The organism is Saccharothrix luteola (assembly GCF_020859565.1).
Taxonomy (GTDB): Bacteria; Actinomycetota; Actinomycetes; order Mycobacteriales; family Pseudonocardiaceae; genus Actinosynnema; species Actinosynnema luteola.
Genome location: NZ_JAJHUO010000006.1, coordinates 30,297 through 47,998, shown reverse-complemented (window position 1 = coordinate 47,998; position 17,702 = coordinate 30,297). Strand labels below are relative to the sequence as shown.

The following is a 17,702-nucleotide window of genomic DNA, read 5'->3' as shown; positions in this document are numbered from 1 at the left end:
GTGTACCCCTGGGATGTCGTAGGCGACCCGTCCGCTGTCGAACGGGTCGCGTCGTTGGGTGTGGACGCGGTGGCCCTCGCCGCGTCCTACCACACGGTGCGGGCCGCGACGCCGTTGCACCCGTCGCACCGGATGGTGGACGCGCGGCACGCGGCGTTCTACCTGCCGGTGAGGGAGGAGGCGTGGCGGGGCAAGCGGTTGGTGCCGGCTTCGCCGTCCTGGATGGAGGGCGACGACTCCTACGGCTCGGCGGCCGAGGCTCTGCGGGCGGCCGGGTTGCCGGTGTACGCGTGGACCGTGCTGACGCACAGCAGTCGGCTGGGCGACGCTCATCCGGACGTGGCGGTGCGTAACGCTTTCGGTGACCTGTACCCGTACGCGCTGTGCCCGTCGAACGACGAAGTGGTCGAGTACGCCCGGACCTTGGTGTCCGAGGTGCTCTCGCTCGGGCGGCCGGACGGGATCGTGCTGGAGGCGTGCGGGCCGCTGGGGTTCTTCCACGGCGGGCACCACGAGAAGACCGACGGCGCGGACTGGTCGGCCGTGCAGCAGAAGCTGCTGTCGTTGTGCTTCTGCGGGGCTTGCGTGGGGCGTTATGACGACCCCGACGGGTTGCGCGCGCTGGTTCGCGCGGGGGTCGACAACGCTGTCAGCAGCGTGGAGGAGGCTCTCGGCGACCGTGCTGCCTCGGTCCGCGAGGTGCGCACGGGGCTGTCCCGTTCGCTGCGGCGCGAGCTCGTGGGGTTGATCAGGTCGACGTCGCCGGGCACGCGCATCGCCGCGCACGCGACGGCCGACCCGTGGGGCACCGGGCCGTTCGCCACGGTGGCCGGGGGAGTCGACGCCGACGTCGACGTGCTGACGGTGACCTGCTGGCCGGGCGTGGACGCGTCGCTGCCCGCGATCCGCGCCTTGCGCGCGGAAGCCGACGTGCGCACTGCCGCGTACGTGCTGGCCCTGCCGCCGAAGCCGGTGGACGGCGACGAGCTGCTGAAGGAGTGGCTGGCCTACGCGGAGGCCGGCGTCCAGGAGTTCCACCTGTACCACGCGGGCCTGGCCTCCGAACCCCGCCTGGCCGCCCTCCGCCACGCCATCAAGGGCCTGAACCAAGCCCTCCGCTAACCCGCGTGTCGAACCTTCAGCGCCCGCGTGTCGAACGTTCAGGTACCCCGAGTGCAACATTCACGTCGCTCACCACGTGCGCTGAGCGTTGAATTCAGGGGTCCTGAACGTTCGACACGCGGGACCCGAACGTTCGACACGCGCGGGTTCACTGGATTGGGTAACTGTGAAGAAGGGTGGGCAACCGGGAGGGGTGGTCGGTCCGTCCTGGGGATATGAGAAGCCTTGGAACCGCTATCGGCGCGGGTGTGCTGCTGGTCGTGCTCGCCGCCTGCGCAACGTCCACGCCCGTCGGTCCGGGCAACAGCGGACCGACGTTGACCACCTCGGCCGAACCGACCTCGACCGGCGTCGAGGAGCCGGAGTTCGAGAGCCCCGTGCCGCCGGGCGGCAAGGAAGTGCCCGAGAACCGGATCGACGCGGCGGCCGTCCCCGAGGGCAACCCCACCACCACGTGGACCGAGGGTGACGGCAGCGTGCTCGGCGTCATCGCCCAGGAAGCCGGCTGCGGCAAGGCGAGCGTCGAGATCGCCGAGCAGAACGCCCAGGTGGTGAAGGTGGTGCTGGTCGAGACCACGCCGCTGGACCAGCCGGTCTGCACGATGGACATCCGCTACCCGCCGCTGACCGCGAAGCTCGACGCGCCGCTCGGTGACCGCACGGTCGTCCTGAGCACCCGACAGGACCAGAAGTAATCCCCTCCGGTGCCCGGTCGGCCTGCCCCCGGTCGGCCGGGCATCGCCCACCCTGCAACCTCACGACCCCGAGTACCGTCCTCCAGCTATGAGGAACGTCAAGGTCGCCGTCGCCTTCGCCCTGCTCGCGCTCGCGGGGTGCAGCACCACCACCGACAGCGCCCCGCCCGGCGAGTCGTCCACCGCAGTCACCACGACAGGTTCGTCGGCTGCCCCGACAACGTTGTCATCCCTCGGTGACGCCCAACCGACCGCACCGCCGCCGCAGACCAGCGCCGCGCCGCTGGCCGGCGGGTCGACCGAGGTGTCGGCCGCCCAGGTCGACGGCGGCACGCTGCCCGACCACTACAAACGACAGGCGTGGACCTCGGCGGACGGCCGCACGATCCAGGTGGTCGGCATCGCGGGCGGCTGCCGGAGGGCGAGCGCCGAGGTGACCGCCCAGTCCGGCGACCAGGTGTCGATCACCCTCGTCACGACCTACTACCCGCCGCCCACGGGCGTCCAGTGCACGCAGGAACTGCGCGACGTGCCGCTGAACGTCACCCTCGACGCGCCCCTCGGCTCGCGCCGCCTCGTCCTGGAGGCCCGCCAGGACCGGGCCTGAGCGGTGGGCGGGCAGCGGGCCGTCCGGGTGAATACCTGAGGAACTTTCGCGTCACGGCTTCCGGTGGGGCAGCGGGAACCGCCAGACTCCGATGACGTGAGACGACCTCTCGGCCTGGTGCTCGCCGTCGTGCTCGCGGCGACCGCCACCACCGCGCTGACCGCCACCACCGCGCTGACCGCCACTCCCGCGTCCGCCGACACCGTCGCGTCCGCCGACACCAACGGGCAGTTCTCCGTGCTGACGTACAACGTCGCCGGGCTCCCCGAACCGCTCTCCGGGTCGAACCCCGCGGAGAACACGCCGCTCATCGGCGCACGCATCCGCGACTACTCGGTGGTCAACGTCCAAGAGGACTTCAACTACCACGCCGCCCTGTACGCCGCCGACAACCACCCGCACCGCACGCCGACCAGCGGGGGAGTGCCGTTCGGCGACGGCCTGAACACCCTCTCGGCCTACCCGTACAGCGACTTCACGCGGGTGAAGTGGAACCAGTGCAACGGCACGGACTGCCTCACGCCCAAGGGCTTCACCTACGCCCGACTTCGCCTGGCCGAAGGCGTCCACGTCGACCTCTACAACGTCCACGCCAACGCCGGCAGCACGGACGCCGATCTGGCCGCCCGCCGCGCGAACATCACCCAGCTGTCGCAGTACGTCACCCGGAACTCCGCCGGCAACGCGGTGATCATCATGGGCGACACCAACACCCGCTACACCCGCACCGGCGACAACATCCGCGACCTGGTCCGCGCCAACGGCCTCACCGACGCCTGGGTGGAGCGCGTCCGGGGAGGCGTCGAACCCGCCCTCGGCGCACCCGCGCTGGTGTGCGACCCGGCGAACGTCACCGACACGTGCGAGGTCGTCGACAAGGTCTTCTACCGCGACAACGCCCACGTCGACCTCACCGCCGCCTCCTACCGCAACGACCACACCTCCTTCCTCGACCCGGACGGCGAACCGCTGTCCGACCACTACCCGCACGCCGTCGGCTTCTCCTGGCGGCTCGCCGACCACCTGCGCCTGAGCGAGGAGTTCGGCGGCCCGCACGGCACACCGTTCACCGACGTCGACGCCATCCACCCCGGCGCGACGGTGCGCGACGTGACCCTGAGCGGCGGCGCCCGCCTCGACCGCGTCGGGATCACGCTCGCGGACGGCACCGCGCTCGCACACGGCGGCACCGGCGGCACCCCGACCACGCTCACCCTCCAGCCCGGTGAGCGCCTGACGGCAGCCACGCTCACCCGAGGCCAACGCGACGGCCGCACCCGGATCTTCTCCGTCCGCATCACCACCACCCTCGGTCGAACCGTCGCCGCCGGCACGCCCACCGCCGACCAGGTCACCTTCACCGCGCCCGCGGGCCGGCACATCGCCGGCTTCACGGGCCGGGCCGGCGCCGAGGTCGACCGGCTCGGCGTGATCTACACCCGCTGAACCCTCACTCCGCGGTCGCGAAGGACGCCACCCCGTCCCACGCCAGCCACAGGTCCGCGTCGACCTGGTCCTCGTCCGCCGCGATCGTGCCCGTCTCCCCGACGTAGAGCCCCAGGTCGCACCGGTGCGCCAGCAGCACCCGGGTCATCCACGCGTGCAGGTCCTCCTCCTCGTCCACGAGCTCCCGCGCGACCGTCCGGAAGTACACCCCGGTCCCGGACGTCTCGATCAAGCTCACCTGGTGGAAACGCGACCCCATTCGCACTCACTCCCCGCATGTGGCTGTATACTCTCTGAATTCGGGACGACTATCTCGTACGTACAGGATGTGCACAAGTCCCGATCGGGTGAGATCGAGGAGAGCGATGACCAGCCCACACCGCAGCGCCGCCCGCATCCAGATCGGCACCACGCTGCGCCGCATGCGCGAAGAGGCGGGCGTGCCCCGGGAGAAGGTGGGCGAGGTCCTGCACTGCACGATGACCAAGATCAGCAACATCGAGAACGCGATCAGCGGCGTCAAGCAGGCCGAGCTGGAGAAGCTGCTGGACCTCTACGGGGCCGACGAGGCGACCCGCGAGGACCTGCTCGCGCTCAACTCCGAGGCGCACCGCCGCCGGCCGAAGAGCAAGATCGGCGGCACGATCCAGCCCTGGCTGCGCCGCATCCTCGACGTCGAGGCCATCGCCACCGAGGCCCTCTACTCGTCGTTCGAGCTGCTCCCGGCCGTGCTCCAGACCGAGGAGTACGCCCGCACCCTGATGACCGGCGTCGGCCTCGGCGGCGAGGCCCTGGAGAAGAACCTCCAGCTGCGCCTGGAACGACGGGCGCTGCTGACCGACCGCGAACCGCCGCTGCGGTTGTGGGCGGTGATCGCGGAGCCGGCGTTCCGGGCCAACGTCGGCGGCCCCGAGGTCATGCGCGACCAGCTCAAGCACGTGCTCGCCCTGACCGAGCTGGAGAACGTCGTGGTGCAGGTGATGCCGCAAGGGGCCGGGGCCCACGCGTTGTCCGGTACTACGCTGACCTTGTTCCGGCTGCCCGAGAAGCTGCCATCGCTGGTCAGCGTCGACACCCCGTTCGGAGACCACTTCGAGGACGGGGCCAACCACGTGGAGAAGACGAGCCGCTGGTTCGACCACACGCGTGCGAAGGCGTTGGGGGTGGAGGAAAGCCGCGAACTCCTGACCCGGATCACGGAGGAGACCACATGACCCTGAAGCCCGGCGAGTGGACGAAGTTCAGCGGCGGCGGCTCGAACTGCGTCGAGGTCATGCGCACGGCCGACGAGGTGCTCGTCCGCAACAGCAACCGGCCTGAAGAAGTCCCACAGCGCTTCACCCACAGCGAGTGGGACTTCTTCACGCGCGGCGCCAAGCTCGGCGTCTTCGACCTGTAGAGCGGCTACTTCCGGAACGAGATCTGGAGGGTCGGGGCGGAGGTCTCGGCGAAGAAGTCGTTGCCCTTGTCGTCCACCACGACGAACGCCGGGAAGTCCTCCACCTCGATCTTCCAGACCGCTTCCATGCCCAGCTCGGCGTACTCCAGCACGTCGACCTTGCGGATGCAGTCCTGGGCCAGCCGCGCCGCCGGTCCGCCGATCGAGCCCAGGTAGAACCCGCCGTGCGTCCGGCAGGCGTCCGTGACCTGACGCGACCGGTTGCCCTTGGCCAGCATCACCAGGGACCCGCCGGCGGCCTGGAACTGCTCGACGTAGGAGTCCATCCGACCGGCCGTCGTCGGCCCGAACGACCCGGAGGCGTAACCCTCGGGCGTCTTGGCCGGTCCGGCGTAGTACACCGGGTGGTCCTTCAGGTACTGCGGCATCGGCTCGCCCGCGTCCAGCCGCTCCTTGATCTTGGCGTGCGCGATGTCCCGCGCCACCACCAACGGGCCGGTCAGCGACACCCGCGTCTTCACCGGCAACGCCGACAGCGTTGCGCGGATCTCGGCCATGGGCCGGGTCAGGTCGATGTTCACGACCTCGTCGGACAGGTTCTCACCGGTCACGTCCGGCAGGAAGTGCGCCGGGTCGCGTTCGAGCTGCTCCAGGAAGATGCCCTCGGGGGTGATCTTCGCCTTGGCCTGCCGGTCCGCCGAGCACGACACCGCGATGCCGACCGGGCAGGACGCGCCGTGCCGGGGCAGCCGGATCACGCGCACGTCGTGGCAGAAGTACTTGCCGCCGAACTGGGCGCCGATGCCGAAGTTCCGGGTCAGCTCCAGCACCTGCTGCTCCAGGTCGACGTCCCGGAACGCGTGCCCCGCGGCGGAACCCTCGGTGGGCAAGCCGTCGAGGTAGCGGGCGGACGCGAGCTTGGCGACCTTCAGGTTCTGCTCGGCCGACAGACCGCCGACGACCACGGCGAGGTGGTACGGCGGGCACGCGGCCGTGCCGAGCGAGCGCAGCTTCTCGTCCAGGAACTTGGCCAGCCGCGACGGGTTCAGCAGCGCCTTCGTCTCCTGGTACAGGAACGTCTTGTTGGCCGAACCGCCGCCCTTGGCCATGAACAGGAACTCGTACTTCGGCTCCACGCCCGGCGCGGTGAACAGGTCGATCTGCGCGGGCAGGTTGGTGCCGGTGTTCTTCTCGTCCCAGAAGGTGACCGGCGCCATCTGCGAGTACCGGAGGTTCAGCTCCTGGTAGGCCTCGAAGATGCCGCGCGACAGGGCCTCCTCGTCGGTGCCGCCGGTGAGCACGGACTCGGTGCGCTTGCCCATCACGATCGCCGTGCCGGTGTCCTGGCACATGGGCAGCACGCCGCCTGCGGAGATGCACGCGTTGCGCAGCAGGTCCATCGCGACGAACCGGTCGTTGCCGCTGGCCTCGGGGTCGTCCACGATCGCGCGCAGCTGGGCCAGGTGCGAGGGGCGCAGCAGGTGCTGGATGTCCCGGATCGCCTCCTTGGCCAGCAGCGTCAACGCCGAGGGCTCGACCTGGAGGAACGTGCGGCCGGCGGCTTCGACGACCGACACGCCGTCCGGCGTCACGAGCCGGTAGTCGGTGTGGTTGTCCTTGGCCAGAGGCAGGACGTCGGTGTACTGGAACGTCGGTCCCAACAGGTTCGACGAGGTCACGTCGCGGGCTCCCTTGCGCGCTTCGGGTTCCGCCGAACTTATACCGATCGCGCCGCCGAGTCCGCACGACGTGGTGTGATTCGCGTCGTGGTCGACAGCCTCACCAAGCGCCGGCTCTCCGCCGCCGCCCTCGACGCGTTGGTCCGCCGTGCCCTGGGCGTTCCGCTCGCCGCGCACGTCGAGCTGACCGACGGCATGTTCAACACCGCGTACCGGCTCACCGCCGCCGACGGTCGCGAGACCGTGCTGAAGGTCGCGCCGCCGCCGGGCGTGCCGCTGCTCACTTACGAGCGGGACCTGATGCGCACGGAGGCGTTGGCGTTCGAGCTGATGGCGGCGCACGGCCTGCCCGTGCCGGAGGTGCTGCTCCACGAAGACGACTTCTTGCTGATGACGGCGCTGCGGGGCGAACCGTGGTCGGCCGCGCGTCCCCGGCTGACCGATGCCGAGCACGGTGCGCTGCGCCGTGAGCTGGGCACGATCGTCCGCGAGCTGCACACCATCCGGGGTGACGTGTTCGGCTACGTGCAGGGGCCGAACGCGGCGACGTGGCGCGAGGCGTTCACGGGGATGGTGGACGCGGTGCTGGCCGACGCGGACCGGTTCGGCGTGGAGCTGCCCGACGTGCGACCGGCCGTCGCGGCCCGCGGGCACCTGTTGGACGAGGTCACCGAGCCGGTGCTGGTGCACTTCGACCTCTGGGAGGCGAACGTCTTCCTCGCCGACGGCCACGTCGAGGGGATCATCGACCCGGAACGGGCGATGTTCGGCGACCCGTTGGCGGAGATCGCGACGGTGGCGTTGTTCACCGACCTGGACGACGACTACAAGGCCGGTTACGGGATCGAGGGGTTCACCGCGGCCGAGGAGACCCGGATCGCGCTCTACCGCGCGTACCTGTGCCTGGTGATGATCGTGGAGGGCGTGCCGCGCGGCTATGCCGGCGAGGAACGCGAGGCGCACGTGCGGTTCTTCCGCGAGAAGCTCGCGGAGTACCTGGAACTGTAGAGAAATGCGGAAGGCCGGGCCGGCCCCCGACCGCCCCGACCTTCCTCAGCGTGCGAGCACCTCCGCGCAATGGGGCGGAGGTGTCGCTTGGCTCGTGTAACGCACGACCGTGCCGTGACTGGCGTCACAAGTCAATCCCGCGCAGCGGTGACCGACCCCTGAATCGTCGCTGTATCGCGTCAGCTCAGCTCGCGTACGCCCGCAGCTTGGCGGCCCGCTCGCCCTGCCGCAGCTTCGACATGACCTCGCGCTCGATCTGCCGCACCCGCTCCCGCGACAGGCCGAACTGCTTGCCGATCTGGTCCAGCGTGCGCGGCTGGCCGTCCTCCAGGCCGTACCGCAGCCGGATGACCGCCTGCTCGCGCGGGTCCAACGTGGCCAGCACCCGGCGCAGGTCGTCCTGCAGCAGGCCGGAGATGACCGCGCTCTCCGCGTCCGTGGCGTCGGAGTCCTCGATGAAGTCGCCCAGCGGGGCGTCCTCCTCGGTGCCGACCGGCATGTCCAGGCTGACCGGGTCGCGGGCGTGGTCGAGCAGGTCCACCACCTTCTCCGGCGTCAGGCCCGACTCCTTGGCCAGCTCCTCGTTGGTCGCCTCACGGCCCAGCTGCTGGTGCAGGTCGCGCTTGATCCGGGCGAGCTTGTTGACCTGCTCCACGAGGTGGACGGGCAGCCGGATCGTGCGACCCTGGTCCGCCATTCCCCGCGTGATCGCCTGGCGGATCCACCAGGTCGCGTAGGTCGAGAACTTGAAGCCCTTGGTGTAGTCGAACTTCTCCACCGCGCGGATCAGGCCCAGGTTCCCTTCCTGGATCAGATCGAGCAGCGGCATTCCGCGACCGGTGTATCGCTTCGCAAGGGAAACGACCAACCGGAGATTCGCTTCGAGAAGGTGGTTCTTTGCCACGTGACCATCGCGGATCAAAGCGCGCAGTTCGCGCTGGCGGTCGTCCGGCAGCTCCGGGTGCGTCTCCAGCTTGTGCTGCGCGAAGACGCCCGCCTCGATCCGCTTGGCGAGCTCCACTTCGTCCGCCGCGGTCAGCAGCGCTGTCTTGCCGATCCCGTTCAGGTACACCCGAACCAGGTCTGCGGCGGGTCCCTGGGCGTCGAGGTCCAACTCGGCGCTCGTGGTGGTCGTCTCGTTCCCGACCTGACGGTCGAGGAGCTTCGGGACGGTCATGGAGCTCCCTCCCCCTTGTGTCGCGGGCTGGCAGTGCGGTCGTGTCGCACACTCCGCGCTGCGCTGCGCGGCACACCTTTCGGTGTCTGACACTGGTGGAAACGCGAACCGGGGCGAAATGGTTCCCGCTTCCCACGACCACAAGACGTCACTGCCGTCACAGCGGTTGCGCAGCGAATCCTGAGGATTGGCTGAGAAGGATCTAGAGTTCCACCAACACGGTGAACGGACCGTCGTTCACACTCCGCACCGACATCATCGCGCCGAACCGTCCCGTTTGTACTCGGGCGCCCTTCCGGCGCAGTTCCGAGACCACCTCCGCGACCAACGGCTCGGCGTGCGCGGGCCGTGCGGCGGCGGTCCACGACGGCCGCCGCCCCTTCCGCGTCTCTCCGTAAAGTGTGAACTGGCTCACCACGAGCAGGGGCGCACCGGTCGTGGCGCACGACTCCTCGTCCCTCAGGACGCGCAACTCGTAGAGCTTTCGGGCCATCACGTGCGCCTTATCGGCGTCGTCGTCCACGTGGACGCCCAGCAGCACCAACAGGCCCGGTTCGTCGATCGCGCCCACGACCTCCTCCTCCACGGTGACCGACGCCTCTGTGACGCGTGCCACAACCGCTCTCACGCGGGCACCACCATGCCGTGCCGGACGAGGTCGCGGACGATCGGGAGGGCGGACTCGGCGAGCGCGTCGGCGTCCAGGTCGTGCGCGTAGGCCAGCAGGGTGACGAGGTCCTCCAGCGGCAGCGCGCCCCGGAAGCCCGCGAGCAGCTTCGCCGCGGTCTCGTCCAGCTCGTGCTGCCAGCCGGGCCCGTCCACGCGGTGCAGGCGGCGCACGACCGGCTCCCAGCCCTCGTCGGTGGGGGAGGAGACCTCCTCCAGCAGGACGGTCTCGGGCACGGTGAACCGGGTGGTCAGGAGCTGAGCGTTGTCGGTGGCGCGCAGCCAGGCGACCCGGTCCAGCCAGGCGGCCGACTCCGGGCCCAGCGGGTCGTCGAAGGCGTGGCGGAGGTCTTCGCACACGACCTCGGCGTGCTCGGTGTCCGTGCGGCGGAGGGTGACGAAGCCGAACCCGATGCCCTCGACGTCGTTCTCGGCGAACCAGTCCAGCCAGGCGGAGGCCTTGGCGCGGCCTTCGGCGCTGCGCGGGTCGACGCCCGCGTCACGCAGCCAAGTGCCGACGTAGAGGGCGGGGTCGGCGACGTCGCGCTGCACGAACCAGGCGTCCACGCCGCCGCGCGGCAGCCACGTGGAGACGCGGTCGGCCCAGTCCTCGCCCTTGCGGTGCAGCCAGGAGGCCAGGAGCTGACCCACGCCGCCCTCGTTGAGGAACGACGGCATCTGGCGCACGACCAGGGCGCTGGCGTCGTCGCCGGCGAGGCCGGAGTCGCGGTAGGTGTAGTCGACCCGGGGCGGGCCCACGACGAACGGCGGGTTGCAGACGACCTGGTCGAACCGCCGGCCGCGCAGGGGGCCGAACCACTCGCCCTGGCGGAGTTCGACGTCGACCTCGTTGAGCCGGAACGTGCCCGCGGCCAGGGCGAGCGCGCGCTCCGACAGGTCCGTGGCGGTGATCCTGCGCGCGTGCCTGCTCGCGTGCAGGGCCTGGACGCCGCAGCCGGTGCCCAGGTCGAGCAGGGTGTCGACCTGGCGGCGTGACGTGGCGCGGGCGAGGCTGATGGACGCGTGGCCGACGCCGAGCACGTGGTCGGCCGGGACGGGCCCGCCGCGCTGGTCGGCGTCCTGGTCGGCGATGACCCACCAGGAGCCCTCGTCGTCGCCATAAGGGCGGATGTCCAGCCCGGCCCGCAGCCCGTCGCCGTCACCGCGCAGCACCTCGGCCTTGACGGCGGTGTCCAGGTCGACGTCGGGGAGCGCGGCCCGCACGGCGGCCTCGGACTCGGTGTCGCCGAGCAGGAACAGGCGGACCAGGGTGCCGAGGGCGCCCGCGTCCCGGGTGGCGCGCCGGGCGGCCTCCGGTTCGCCGCGGCCGAGCGCGGCGTGGGCCTGGGGCCCGAGCACGTCGACCACCCCGTCCGCGTCGTAGTCGGCGGCTCGGAACGCCTCGCGCAGCCTTGTGGTCAGGTCGGCAGAAAGATCGGGGAGCACGCGGTCATGGTCTCGCGCCCCACCGTCGGCCGCCTGACCAGCCCACCCGAACGTTCAACTCACCCGTTCCGAACGTAGGACACTCGCGATCCGAACGTAGGACTCACGCGCGTGTCCTACGTTCAGCGCCCGCGTGTCGAACGCTCAGGACCCCCGAATTCACCGTTCAGGTTCGCGACGAACGCGGTGAAGTTGCGCTCGGTCTGCGCGCGGTAGCCGACGAACAGGCGGTTGGCCAGCGGCACGGCCCACCGGCCCCGCCGGGCGACGTTGCGGACGCGGTGGGTCAGCCGCGCGCCGTCGGCGGTCGCGTCCACCTGGTACTCGCCGCGGTACCACCAGCCACCCTGCACCGCGACCGTCCGCCGCTCGCGGTCCACCTCGACCCGGCCGCCACCCGCGTCACGGATCGCCGCCTCCACCCTGGCCAGCACGACGTCCGGCGGCGCGGCGACGGCCGCGGTCAGCTCGATCATCGGCGCGAATCGAACGGTGTTCGTCATGCGAACGATGTTCCGGACGAACGGTGTTCGTGTCAAGTACGGTGTTCGCATGACGCAGGACCCGCCCTGGCGCACGCCGCCCGTCAAGCCGGTCGCCAAGCCCCGCCTGTCCCAGGAGCTGATCGTCCGCACCGGGCTGGACGTGCTGCTCCGGGAAGGTCTCGACGCCGTGAGCATGCGGCGGGTCGCGCAAGCCCTCGGCACGGGACCGGCGTCGCTCTACGCCCACGTCGCGACCAAGGACGAGCTGCTCGAGCTGATGCTGGACCAGGTCCTGGAAGAGGTGCCGCTACCCGCGCCCGACCCGCACCGGTGGCAGGACCAGATCAGGGACCTGCTGCGCGACCAGGTCGACGCCATGCTGGCCCACCCGGGCATCGCCAAGGTCGCGTGGCAGGTGATGATCCCGGTCGGCCCGAACGCCCTGCGCCACGCCGAAGCGCTGCTCAGCCTCCTGCGCGCGGGCGGCCTGTCGCTCACCCGCGCCGCGTACGCCGCCGACGCGCTCGCGCTCTACACGAAGGCCTTCGCGTACGAGGGCAGCACCTGGCGCGCGGTCGACCAGACCGAGATCGCGGCCCGCGGTCGGCAGATGGGGGAGTACCTCAACTCCCTGCCGCCGGACGCGTTCGCCAACATGCTGGCCACCGGGCACCTGTTCACCGCCGAGACCGCCGCCGAGCGGTTCGAGTTCGGCCTGGACATGCTGCTCGGCGGGCTCAGGGCGTGATCGCCAGCGCGATGGCCATGGCCAGCCGCTGCTCGGGGTCGTCCAACGGCAGCGACGTCACCGCCGCCATCCGCTGCATCCGGTAGCGCAGCGTGTTCGGGTGCACCGACAGCACCCGTGCGGCTTCCCGGGAGTCGCCCTGGGCCGCCAACCACGCCCGCAACGTCAGCGCGTACTGCGTGCCGTGCTCGGCGTCGTGCCGCACGAGGTCCGCCACCGGCCCGCGTGACGGCAACCGCCCGGCCTCCGCCACCGCCGCCAACCGCCGCAACAACACGCGCGCCCACGCCTGGTCGTAGACCACGGGCTCGTCCTCGGCCAGGGCCAGGCACTCGTCGGCCTCGCCGCGGGACGCGGGCAGCGACCCGGCGTCCGCCCTGCCGCCCACGCCGGCCAGCACGACGGCCTCCGCGGGCAGCTCACGCCCCAGCGCGCGCACCCAGTCCACCGCCACCGCCGGATCGTCCCCGCACGGCAGCACGGTGTAGAGCACGTTGCCGAACAACGCCGACCGGCCGGGCCGAGACCAGCCGAAACCCGCCGTCGCCCGGGAGAACGCCAGCAGCGCCGCCCCGTGCTCGCCCTCACCGGCGTGCGCCTGCACGGCGATCACCCGCAGGTCGGTCGACGGCAACCCCAGCCGGGCCAGGTTCGCGGGCGACCCCGAGTCCAGCGCCTCGATCACCAGGTCCGCCTCGGCCTGGCGCTCCAGGTCCGCCGACGCCCGCGCCCGCAGCAGGTGCAACGCCGCCGTCCGCGCACCGTCCACCAGCGCCGCCGCCCGCACCGCGTCCACCGGGTCGTCCACCTCGACCCACACCGAACCGAGCAGCTCGCGCCCGGCCCGCACCGCCACCACCAGCCGCCCGCCGAGCTGGTCGGTCAGCTTCGGCACGAACAGCGGCTCGTCGGACCGGGCCAGGTGGGTGAACACGCCGTACGCGTCCAGGGCCTGCCAGGCCTCCTCCGGCACCCGCCTGCCCAGGATCGTCTGCACCCGCACCGGGTCGACGCCCTGCTGCCGGTACGAGTACGCCAGCACCCGGGACTGCTGGTCCTCGATCGTCACGGGCCCGCCGACCACCGCCGCGATCACGTCCGCCACCGCGAACAGGTCGCCGGACCCCTGTCCGCCGAGCACGAGGGTCTGCGCGACGTTCGCCAACTGCCCCCACGGCACCGACGGGTCCACCAGCAGCACCGCCGCGCCGGACCGCTTCGCGGCGGCCAGCACCCGTTCGTCCAACGGCGGCGAACCGTGCAGCACGACCGCCGCCGCCGACGTGCCGCCGACCAACCGCGCCGCCGCGGCGGGGGAGGGCACGCCCAGCCCGAGCAGCACGTCGTCCGCCGCCGCCGCGGTGTGCTCCGCCGGGTCGTGCAACGCCACCCCGCGCAACTCCACGTCCCGCCCGCGCGGCGCGCAGCTCAGGTGCGTGCCGAGGCTCCCGAGCACGTCCACCAGGCGATCAAGGGCGACCACAACGGGATCCTAAGGTCACCGGCACGCCCGCGCGGCCGATCGATTTCCAGGCGACATCGCCGCCGTCTGCGGAGCGGCGGCCATGAACACAGCAATCAAAAACACACAGGGCAGGTATCCGCCGGGCCCGCGCAGGGGGATGATGGACGCATGGTCAGTCCCGAGCGCGACGGCACACCGGTGCTCATCACCGAGGCGGCGCCCTCCTACGAGGAGCAGCACGCCGCGCGCAAGCGCAAGTACGCGATCATGATGGGCGCCCGCATCCCGTGCCTGATCCTGGCGATGGTCTTCTACCAGACCTGGTGGCTGGCCCTGGCCCTGATCGTGCTGTCCGTGCCGCTGCCGTGGATGGCCGTGCTGATCGCGAACGACCGGCCTCCCCGCAAGGCGGAGAAGGCCAGCCGGTTCGTCAAGGAGCACCGCGCCATCGAGGCGCGCCCGCATCACATCATCGAAGGCTGACGCGCTCCCACGGGCTGCGCCCCGACCGCGGACACCGCCCGTGCCGCCGCGCGCACCCCGCCGAGCAGCGCGTCCACCCGTGACCCGCCGGACAGCCACGCCGCCAGCAGCCCCGCGTCGAACGCGTCGCCGGCGCCCGTCGAGTCCACGCACTCGACGTCCTCGGCCGGCACGGACACCACGCCGTCGGAGTCCACCCAGCTCGCGCCCTCCGCGCCGGACGTCAACGCCACCGCGCCCACCACGTCCAGCAGCGCCGCGGCCGACGACGGCTCAGCCGACCCGGTGAGCGCCACCAGCTCCTCGGTGTTGGGCAGCAGCAGGTCGACGCCGCGGATGTCGTCCAGGAACCCGTCGTAGATCAACGCCGACGACTGCGGGTCGACCGACGTGGTCAGCCCCGCCTCCCGGGCCGCGCGCAGCACCGCCAACCCCGCCGGCCGCGACGACGCGTCCAGCAGCACGTACCCGGACAGGTGCAGGTGCGAGGCGTCCCGCAGCAACCCCTCGTCCAGGTCACCGGGCGAGAAGCGGGCGTTCGCGCCCCGGTCGGGCAGCATGCTGCGCTGACCGGTCTCGTCCACCAGCACCACCACGCAGCACGTCGACGCCTCCAGGTCCACGGCGAACGCGCACCGCACCCCGGCCGACGTCAGCTCGGCGTGCACCTGACGTCCGGCCGAGTCCGCGCCGACCCGCGCCACCAGCACCGGCGACGCGCCGCACGCGGCCAGCCACACCGCCGTGTTGGCCCCCGCGCCGCCGGGCTCGATGGTCACCGCCGCCCGCGAGTCGCCGCCGTGCACGATCGGTCCCGCGTGCCGGGCCACCACGTCCAACCCGGCGTCGCCGACGACGACGATCCCGGTCACGCCGCCAGCTCCACGGCCACCGCCGCGGCCAGGGTGGCGTTCGACACGACCAGCGCCTCGTTGGCGTCCAGGCTCACCCCGCCGCTCGCGGTGTGGAAGTGCTCCAGCAGCACGGGCGTGACCTCCTTGCCGTGCACGTTCCGGGTGCGCAGCAGGTCGAGGCCCTCCGACAGCAGCCGCTCGTGCAGGTCGGCGTCCATCTCGAACTCGACCGGGATCGGGTTGGCCAGCAGCACGCCCGCCGCACCGGGCACCCCGCGGTGCGCCGCGACCACGGCGGCGGCGTCGGCGGCCGAATCGACCCGCCACGGCACGCCGAACTCCGATTCCCGCCGGTAGAACGCGGGGAAGCGGTCCGTGCCGAAGCCGATCACCGGCACCGAACGGGTCTCCAGCAGCTCCAGCGTCGCGCCCATGTCCAGGATCGACTTCACGCCCGAGCACACCACCAGCACCGGCGTCGTGGCCAGCACGTCCAGGTCGGCGGACACGTCCCACGTCTCGCGCGCGCCCCGGTGCACGCCGCCCAGGCCGCCGGTGGCGAACACCCCGATGCCCGCGGCGTGCGCCAGCGCGGCCGTGCTCGCGACCGTCGTCGCGCCGTCGCGCTTCAACGCGTACGCCGCGCCCAGGTCCCGCCGCGACAGCTTGACCAGGTCGCCGGCCGGGTCGCAGACGTGGTCCAGCTCGGCGGGGGTCAACCCGATCTTGGGCACGCCGCCGAGCACGGCGATCGTGGCGGGCACCGCGCCCGCGGCGCGCACCACGCCTTCGAGCCGTTCGGCGACCTCGCGGTTGCGGCCGGGCGGTAGCCCGTGGGACAGGATCGTGCTCTCCAACGCGACCACCGGCCGGTTCTCGGCCAGGGCGGATCGGACCTCTTCGGTGACGCTCGGCTTGCTCACGAGGGGCCATCATCCCAGGTACGCTGTGCGCGTGAGCACGCAGACTCTGCCCGAGGTGGAGACCCGGCCGGAAGGCACGGACCACACCGGGGACGACACCCCGAAGATGTTCCACTACGTGCGCAAGGCCAAGATCGCGGAGAGCGCGGTGATGGGCACGCACGTGGTGGCGTTGTGCGGCGAGGTGTTCCCGGTGACGAAGTCGCCCAAGCCGGGCTCTCCCGTCTGCCCCGAGTGCAAGAAGATCTACGACGGCCTGCCCAAGGGCGGCGGCGAGTAGGACCCGCTAGGACGGCCCCGGCGTCGAACCGCCGGGGCCTGACCCGTGCCCGCTGACGGGCGTCTCGCGCGCCGTTCGGCGTTCCACCGGCAACGGCACGGTGTGGTTGGTGTCCGCGGGCGACGACGCGGTGTGGTTCAGGTCCGGCCTGGCTCCCGACGCGGGCGGCGGGCCGGGCGACACCTGCCTGCCCTCGTCCGACCGGATCCGCTCGGCGGCCCGCTCCAGCTCCAGCCGCTGCCACCGCCGCCGCTGGCGCCTGGTCATCCTCGCCGGCCACATCTCCTGCAACGCGCTGTTGAAGTACGCGCCCAGCGTGATCGCCAGCCCGATCAGGTAGGCGAACAGCAGGAACGCGATCGGCGTCGCCAACGCCCCGTACGTGTACCCGGTCGTCGTGATCCACCGGATGTACAGCCGCAGCCCGATGGACGACAGCAGGAACACGGCCATCGCCAGCACGGCCCCCGGCACGAGCCGGTGCCACGGCAGCTTGTTCGGCAGCGACAGCTTGTAGAGCGTCGCCAGCGCCAGCACCAGCAGCACGGCCATGCCCGGGTAGTAGAACGCGCTCAGCCACGACTCGATCGTCGGCTGCCACGAGTCCGGGAACACCTGCGGCAGCAGGTCCGGACCCAGCGCCACGACCGGCAGGCCGATGATCAGCAGCACCAGGCTCGCCATGTACAGCAGCAGCGCGAAGATCCGCTGCCACACCTCGTTGCGCACGCCGTACTGGTCGTGCGCGGCGGTGATCGCGTCCACGAACGACGACATCGCCGACGACCCGGCCCACAGCGAGATCAGGAACCCGACCGAGACGATCTCGCCCTTGCCCGTGGTGAGGATCTGGTCGACGGTGGGCACGATCACCCCGTTGACCACGTCCGGGCTGAAGATCGTCCGGCACGTGGAGATGATCCGGTCCTTGACCGCGCTCACGACCTCGGGCCCGAACCAGTCGCCGAGGTACCCGAGGCTGCCCAGCAGGCCCAGCAGCAGCGGCGGGAACGACAGGACCTGCCAGAACGCCGCCTCGGCCGCCTCGGAGAAGATGCTGCCGTCCCAGGCCTTGGACAACGTGCGCGCCAACAGGCGCAGGGGTCCCTTGCGACCCGCGCTGCGTGCTGTGTCGTCCCTCGGCGAACCCATCGCAACATCAAGCATGGTGCATGGCGGGTGATTTCGCGGCATCGGTGACCGTGCGTCGCGGACCGAG

20 protein-coding genes are annotated in these 17,702 nt (G+C 71.5%); 10 read left to right on the top strand and 10 right to left on the bottom strand.

What is annotated here, in order from left to right:
- The 4 genes from LNK82_RS09660 to LNK82_RS09645 all read left to right on the top strand — a co-directional run bounded on the left by LNK82_RS09660 (position 1) and on the right by LNK82_RS09645 (position 3,870).
- Positions 1-1,122, top strand: coding sequence for a hypothetical protein (locus tag LNK82_RS09660; protein WP_230566588.1), 1,122 nt, complete (start codon positions 1-3; stop codon positions 1,120-1,122).
- A 215-nt stretch (positions 1,123-1,337) separates the two neighbouring features.
- Positions 1,338-1,817, top strand: coding sequence for a hypothetical protein (locus tag LNK82_RS09655; RefSeq protein ID WP_230566587.1), 480 nt, complete (start codon positions 1,338-1,340; stop codon positions 1,815-1,817).
- An 88-nt stretch (positions 1,818-1,905) separates the two neighbouring features.
- Positions 1,906-2,424 (top strand): RodZ family helix-turn-helix domain-containing protein, encoded by a 519-nt coding sequence (locus LNK82_RS09650; RefSeq protein WP_230566586.1) that lies wholly within the window; start codon positions 1,906-1,908, stop codon positions 2,422-2,424.
- Positions 2,425-2,520: 96 nt separating this feature from the next.
- Positions 2,521-3,870, top strand: a complete 1,350-nt coding sequence (locus LNK82_RS09645; RefSeq protein WP_230566585.1) for a jacalin-like lectin — start codon at positions 2,521-2,523, stop codon at positions 3,868-3,870.
- 4 nt (positions 3,871-3,874) lie between these two features.
- On the opposite strand, the gene LNK82_RS09640 is transcribed toward LNK82_RS09645, so the two are convergent.
- Positions 3,875-4,108, bottom strand: a complete 234-nt coding sequence (locus LNK82_RS09640) for a hypothetical protein (protein WP_230566584.1) — start codon at positions 4,106-4,108, stop codon at positions 3,875-3,877.
- A gap of 127 nt (positions 4,109-4,235) precedes the next feature.
- Between LNK82_RS09640 and LNK82_RS09635 the strand changes: the two genes are divergently transcribed.
- The gene (locus tag LNK82_RS09635; protein WP_230566583.1) at positions 4,236-5,084 is read left to right on the top strand and encodes a helix-turn-helix domain-containing protein; all 849 of its coding nucleotides are present in this window, start codon (positions 4,236-4,238) and stop codon (positions 5,082-5,084) included.
- Positions 5,081-5,269 carry a DUF397 domain-containing protein gene (locus tag LNK82_RS09630; RefSeq protein ID WP_230566582.1) on the top strand — a complete coding sequence of 63 codons (189 nt, stop codon included), beginning with the start codon at positions 5,081-5,083 and terminating at the stop codon, positions 5,267-5,269. Before LNK82_RS09635 ends, LNK82_RS09630 begins: the two co-directional genes overlap by 4 nt.
- Before the next feature lie 5 nt (positions 5,270-5,274).
- Here the strand turns inward: LNK82_RS09630 and LNK82_RS09625 are convergent, their stop codons facing one another.
- Entirely contained in the window at positions 5,275-6,933 is a 1,659-nt protein-coding gene (locus LNK82_RS09625; RefSeq protein ID WP_230566871.1) for a fumarate hydratase, read from the bottom strand.
- A gap of 102 nt (positions 6,934-7,035) precedes the next feature.
- Here LNK82_RS09625 and LNK82_RS09620 point away from each other — a divergent pair, with 102 nt between their 5' ends.
- On the top strand, positions 7,036-7,956 hold the full coding sequence (locus tag LNK82_RS09620) for a phosphotransferase family protein (RefSeq protein ID WP_230566581.1): 921 nt from the start codon (positions 7,036-7,038) through the stop codon (positions 7,954-7,956).
- A gap of 184 nt (positions 7,957-8,140) precedes the next feature.
- On the opposite strand, the gene LNK82_RS09615 is transcribed toward LNK82_RS09620, so the two are convergent.
- The 4 genes from LNK82_RS09615 to LNK82_RS09600 form a co-directional block, all read right to left on the bottom strand.
- Entirely contained in the window at positions 8,141-9,133 is a 993-nt protein-coding gene (locus tag LNK82_RS09615; protein ID WP_230566580.1) for a sigma-70 family RNA polymerase sigma factor, read from the bottom strand.
- A 202-nt stretch (positions 9,134-9,335) separates the two neighbouring features.
- Positions 9,336-9,761, bottom strand: coding sequence for a D-aminoacyl-tRNA deacylase (gene dtd, locus LNK82_RS09610; RefSeq protein WP_230566579.1), 426 nt, complete (start codon positions 9,759-9,761; stop codon positions 9,336-9,338).
- A complete protein-coding gene (locus LNK82_RS09605; RefSeq protein ID WP_230566578.1) occupies positions 9,758-11,245 on the bottom strand; it encodes a DUF7782 domain-containing protein in 1,488 nt (495 codons plus the stop codon). Before LNK82_RS09605 ends, dtd begins: the two co-directional genes overlap by 4 nt.
- Before the next feature lie 122 nt (positions 11,246-11,367).
- Positions 11,368-11,748 (bottom strand): hypothetical protein, encoded by a 381-nt coding sequence (locus LNK82_RS09600; RefSeq protein ID WP_230566577.1) that lies wholly within the window; start codon positions 11,746-11,748, stop codon positions 11,368-11,370.
- 49 nt (positions 11,749-11,797) lie between these two features.
- Here LNK82_RS09600 and LNK82_RS09595 point away from each other — a divergent pair, with 49 nt between their 5' ends.
- Complete coding sequence (locus tag LNK82_RS09595) at positions 11,798-12,478, top strand: TetR/AcrR family transcriptional regulator (RefSeq protein ID WP_230566576.1); 681 nt, start codon at positions 11,798-11,800, stop codon at positions 12,476-12,478.
- Here the strand turns inward: LNK82_RS09595 and LNK82_RS09590 are convergent.
- Complete coding sequence (locus LNK82_RS09590) at positions 12,468-13,961, bottom strand: PucR family transcriptional regulator (protein ID WP_230566575.1); 1,494 nt, start codon at positions 13,959-13,961, stop codon at positions 12,468-12,470. The two genes, LNK82_RS09595 and LNK82_RS09590, sit on opposite strands and share 11 nt — an antisense overlap.
- 150 nt (positions 13,962-14,111) lie before the next feature.
- Between LNK82_RS09590 and LNK82_RS09585 the strand changes: the two genes are divergently transcribed.
- Positions 14,112-14,426: a DUF3099 domain-containing protein gene (locus tag LNK82_RS09585; protein WP_230566574.1), complete on the top strand. Its 315-nt coding sequence runs from the start codon at positions 14,112-14,114 to the stop codon at positions 14,424-14,426.
- Here LNK82_RS09585 and LNK82_RS09580 read toward each other — a convergent pair.
- Together LNK82_RS09580 and LNK82_RS09575 are read right to left on the bottom strand one after the other, a co-directional pair.
- A complete protein-coding gene (locus tag LNK82_RS09580) occupies positions 14,408-15,298 on the bottom strand; it encodes a carbohydrate kinase family protein (protein ID WP_230566573.1) in 891 nt (296 codons plus the stop codon). The genes LNK82_RS09585 and LNK82_RS09580 overlap by 19 nt on opposite strands.
- Positions 15,295-16,203 carry a pseudouridine-5'-phosphate glycosidase gene (locus LNK82_RS09575; RefSeq protein WP_230566572.1) on the bottom strand — a complete coding sequence of 303 codons (909 nt, stop codon included), beginning with the start codon at positions 16,201-16,203 and terminating at the stop codon, positions 15,295-15,297. The genes LNK82_RS09580 and LNK82_RS09575 overlap by 4 nt, the downstream gene beginning before the upstream one ends.
- Positions 16,204-16,234: 31 nt before the next feature.
- Here LNK82_RS09575 and LNK82_RS09570 point away from each other — a divergent pair, with 31 nt between their 5' ends.
- Positions 16,235-16,483: a DUF3039 domain-containing protein gene (locus tag LNK82_RS09570; protein WP_141978007.1), complete on the top strand. Its 249-nt coding sequence runs from the start codon at positions 16,235-16,237 to the stop codon at positions 16,481-16,483.
- Positions 16,484-16,489: 6 nt separating this feature from the next.
- On the opposite strand, the gene LNK82_RS09565 is transcribed toward LNK82_RS09570, so the two are convergent.
- Positions 16,490-17,650 (bottom strand): YihY/virulence factor BrkB family protein, encoded by a 1,161-nt coding sequence (locus tag LNK82_RS09565; RefSeq protein ID WP_372470448.1) that lies wholly within the window; start codon positions 17,648-17,650, stop codon positions 16,490-16,492.
- Positions 17,651-17,702: the final 52 nt, after the last annotated feature.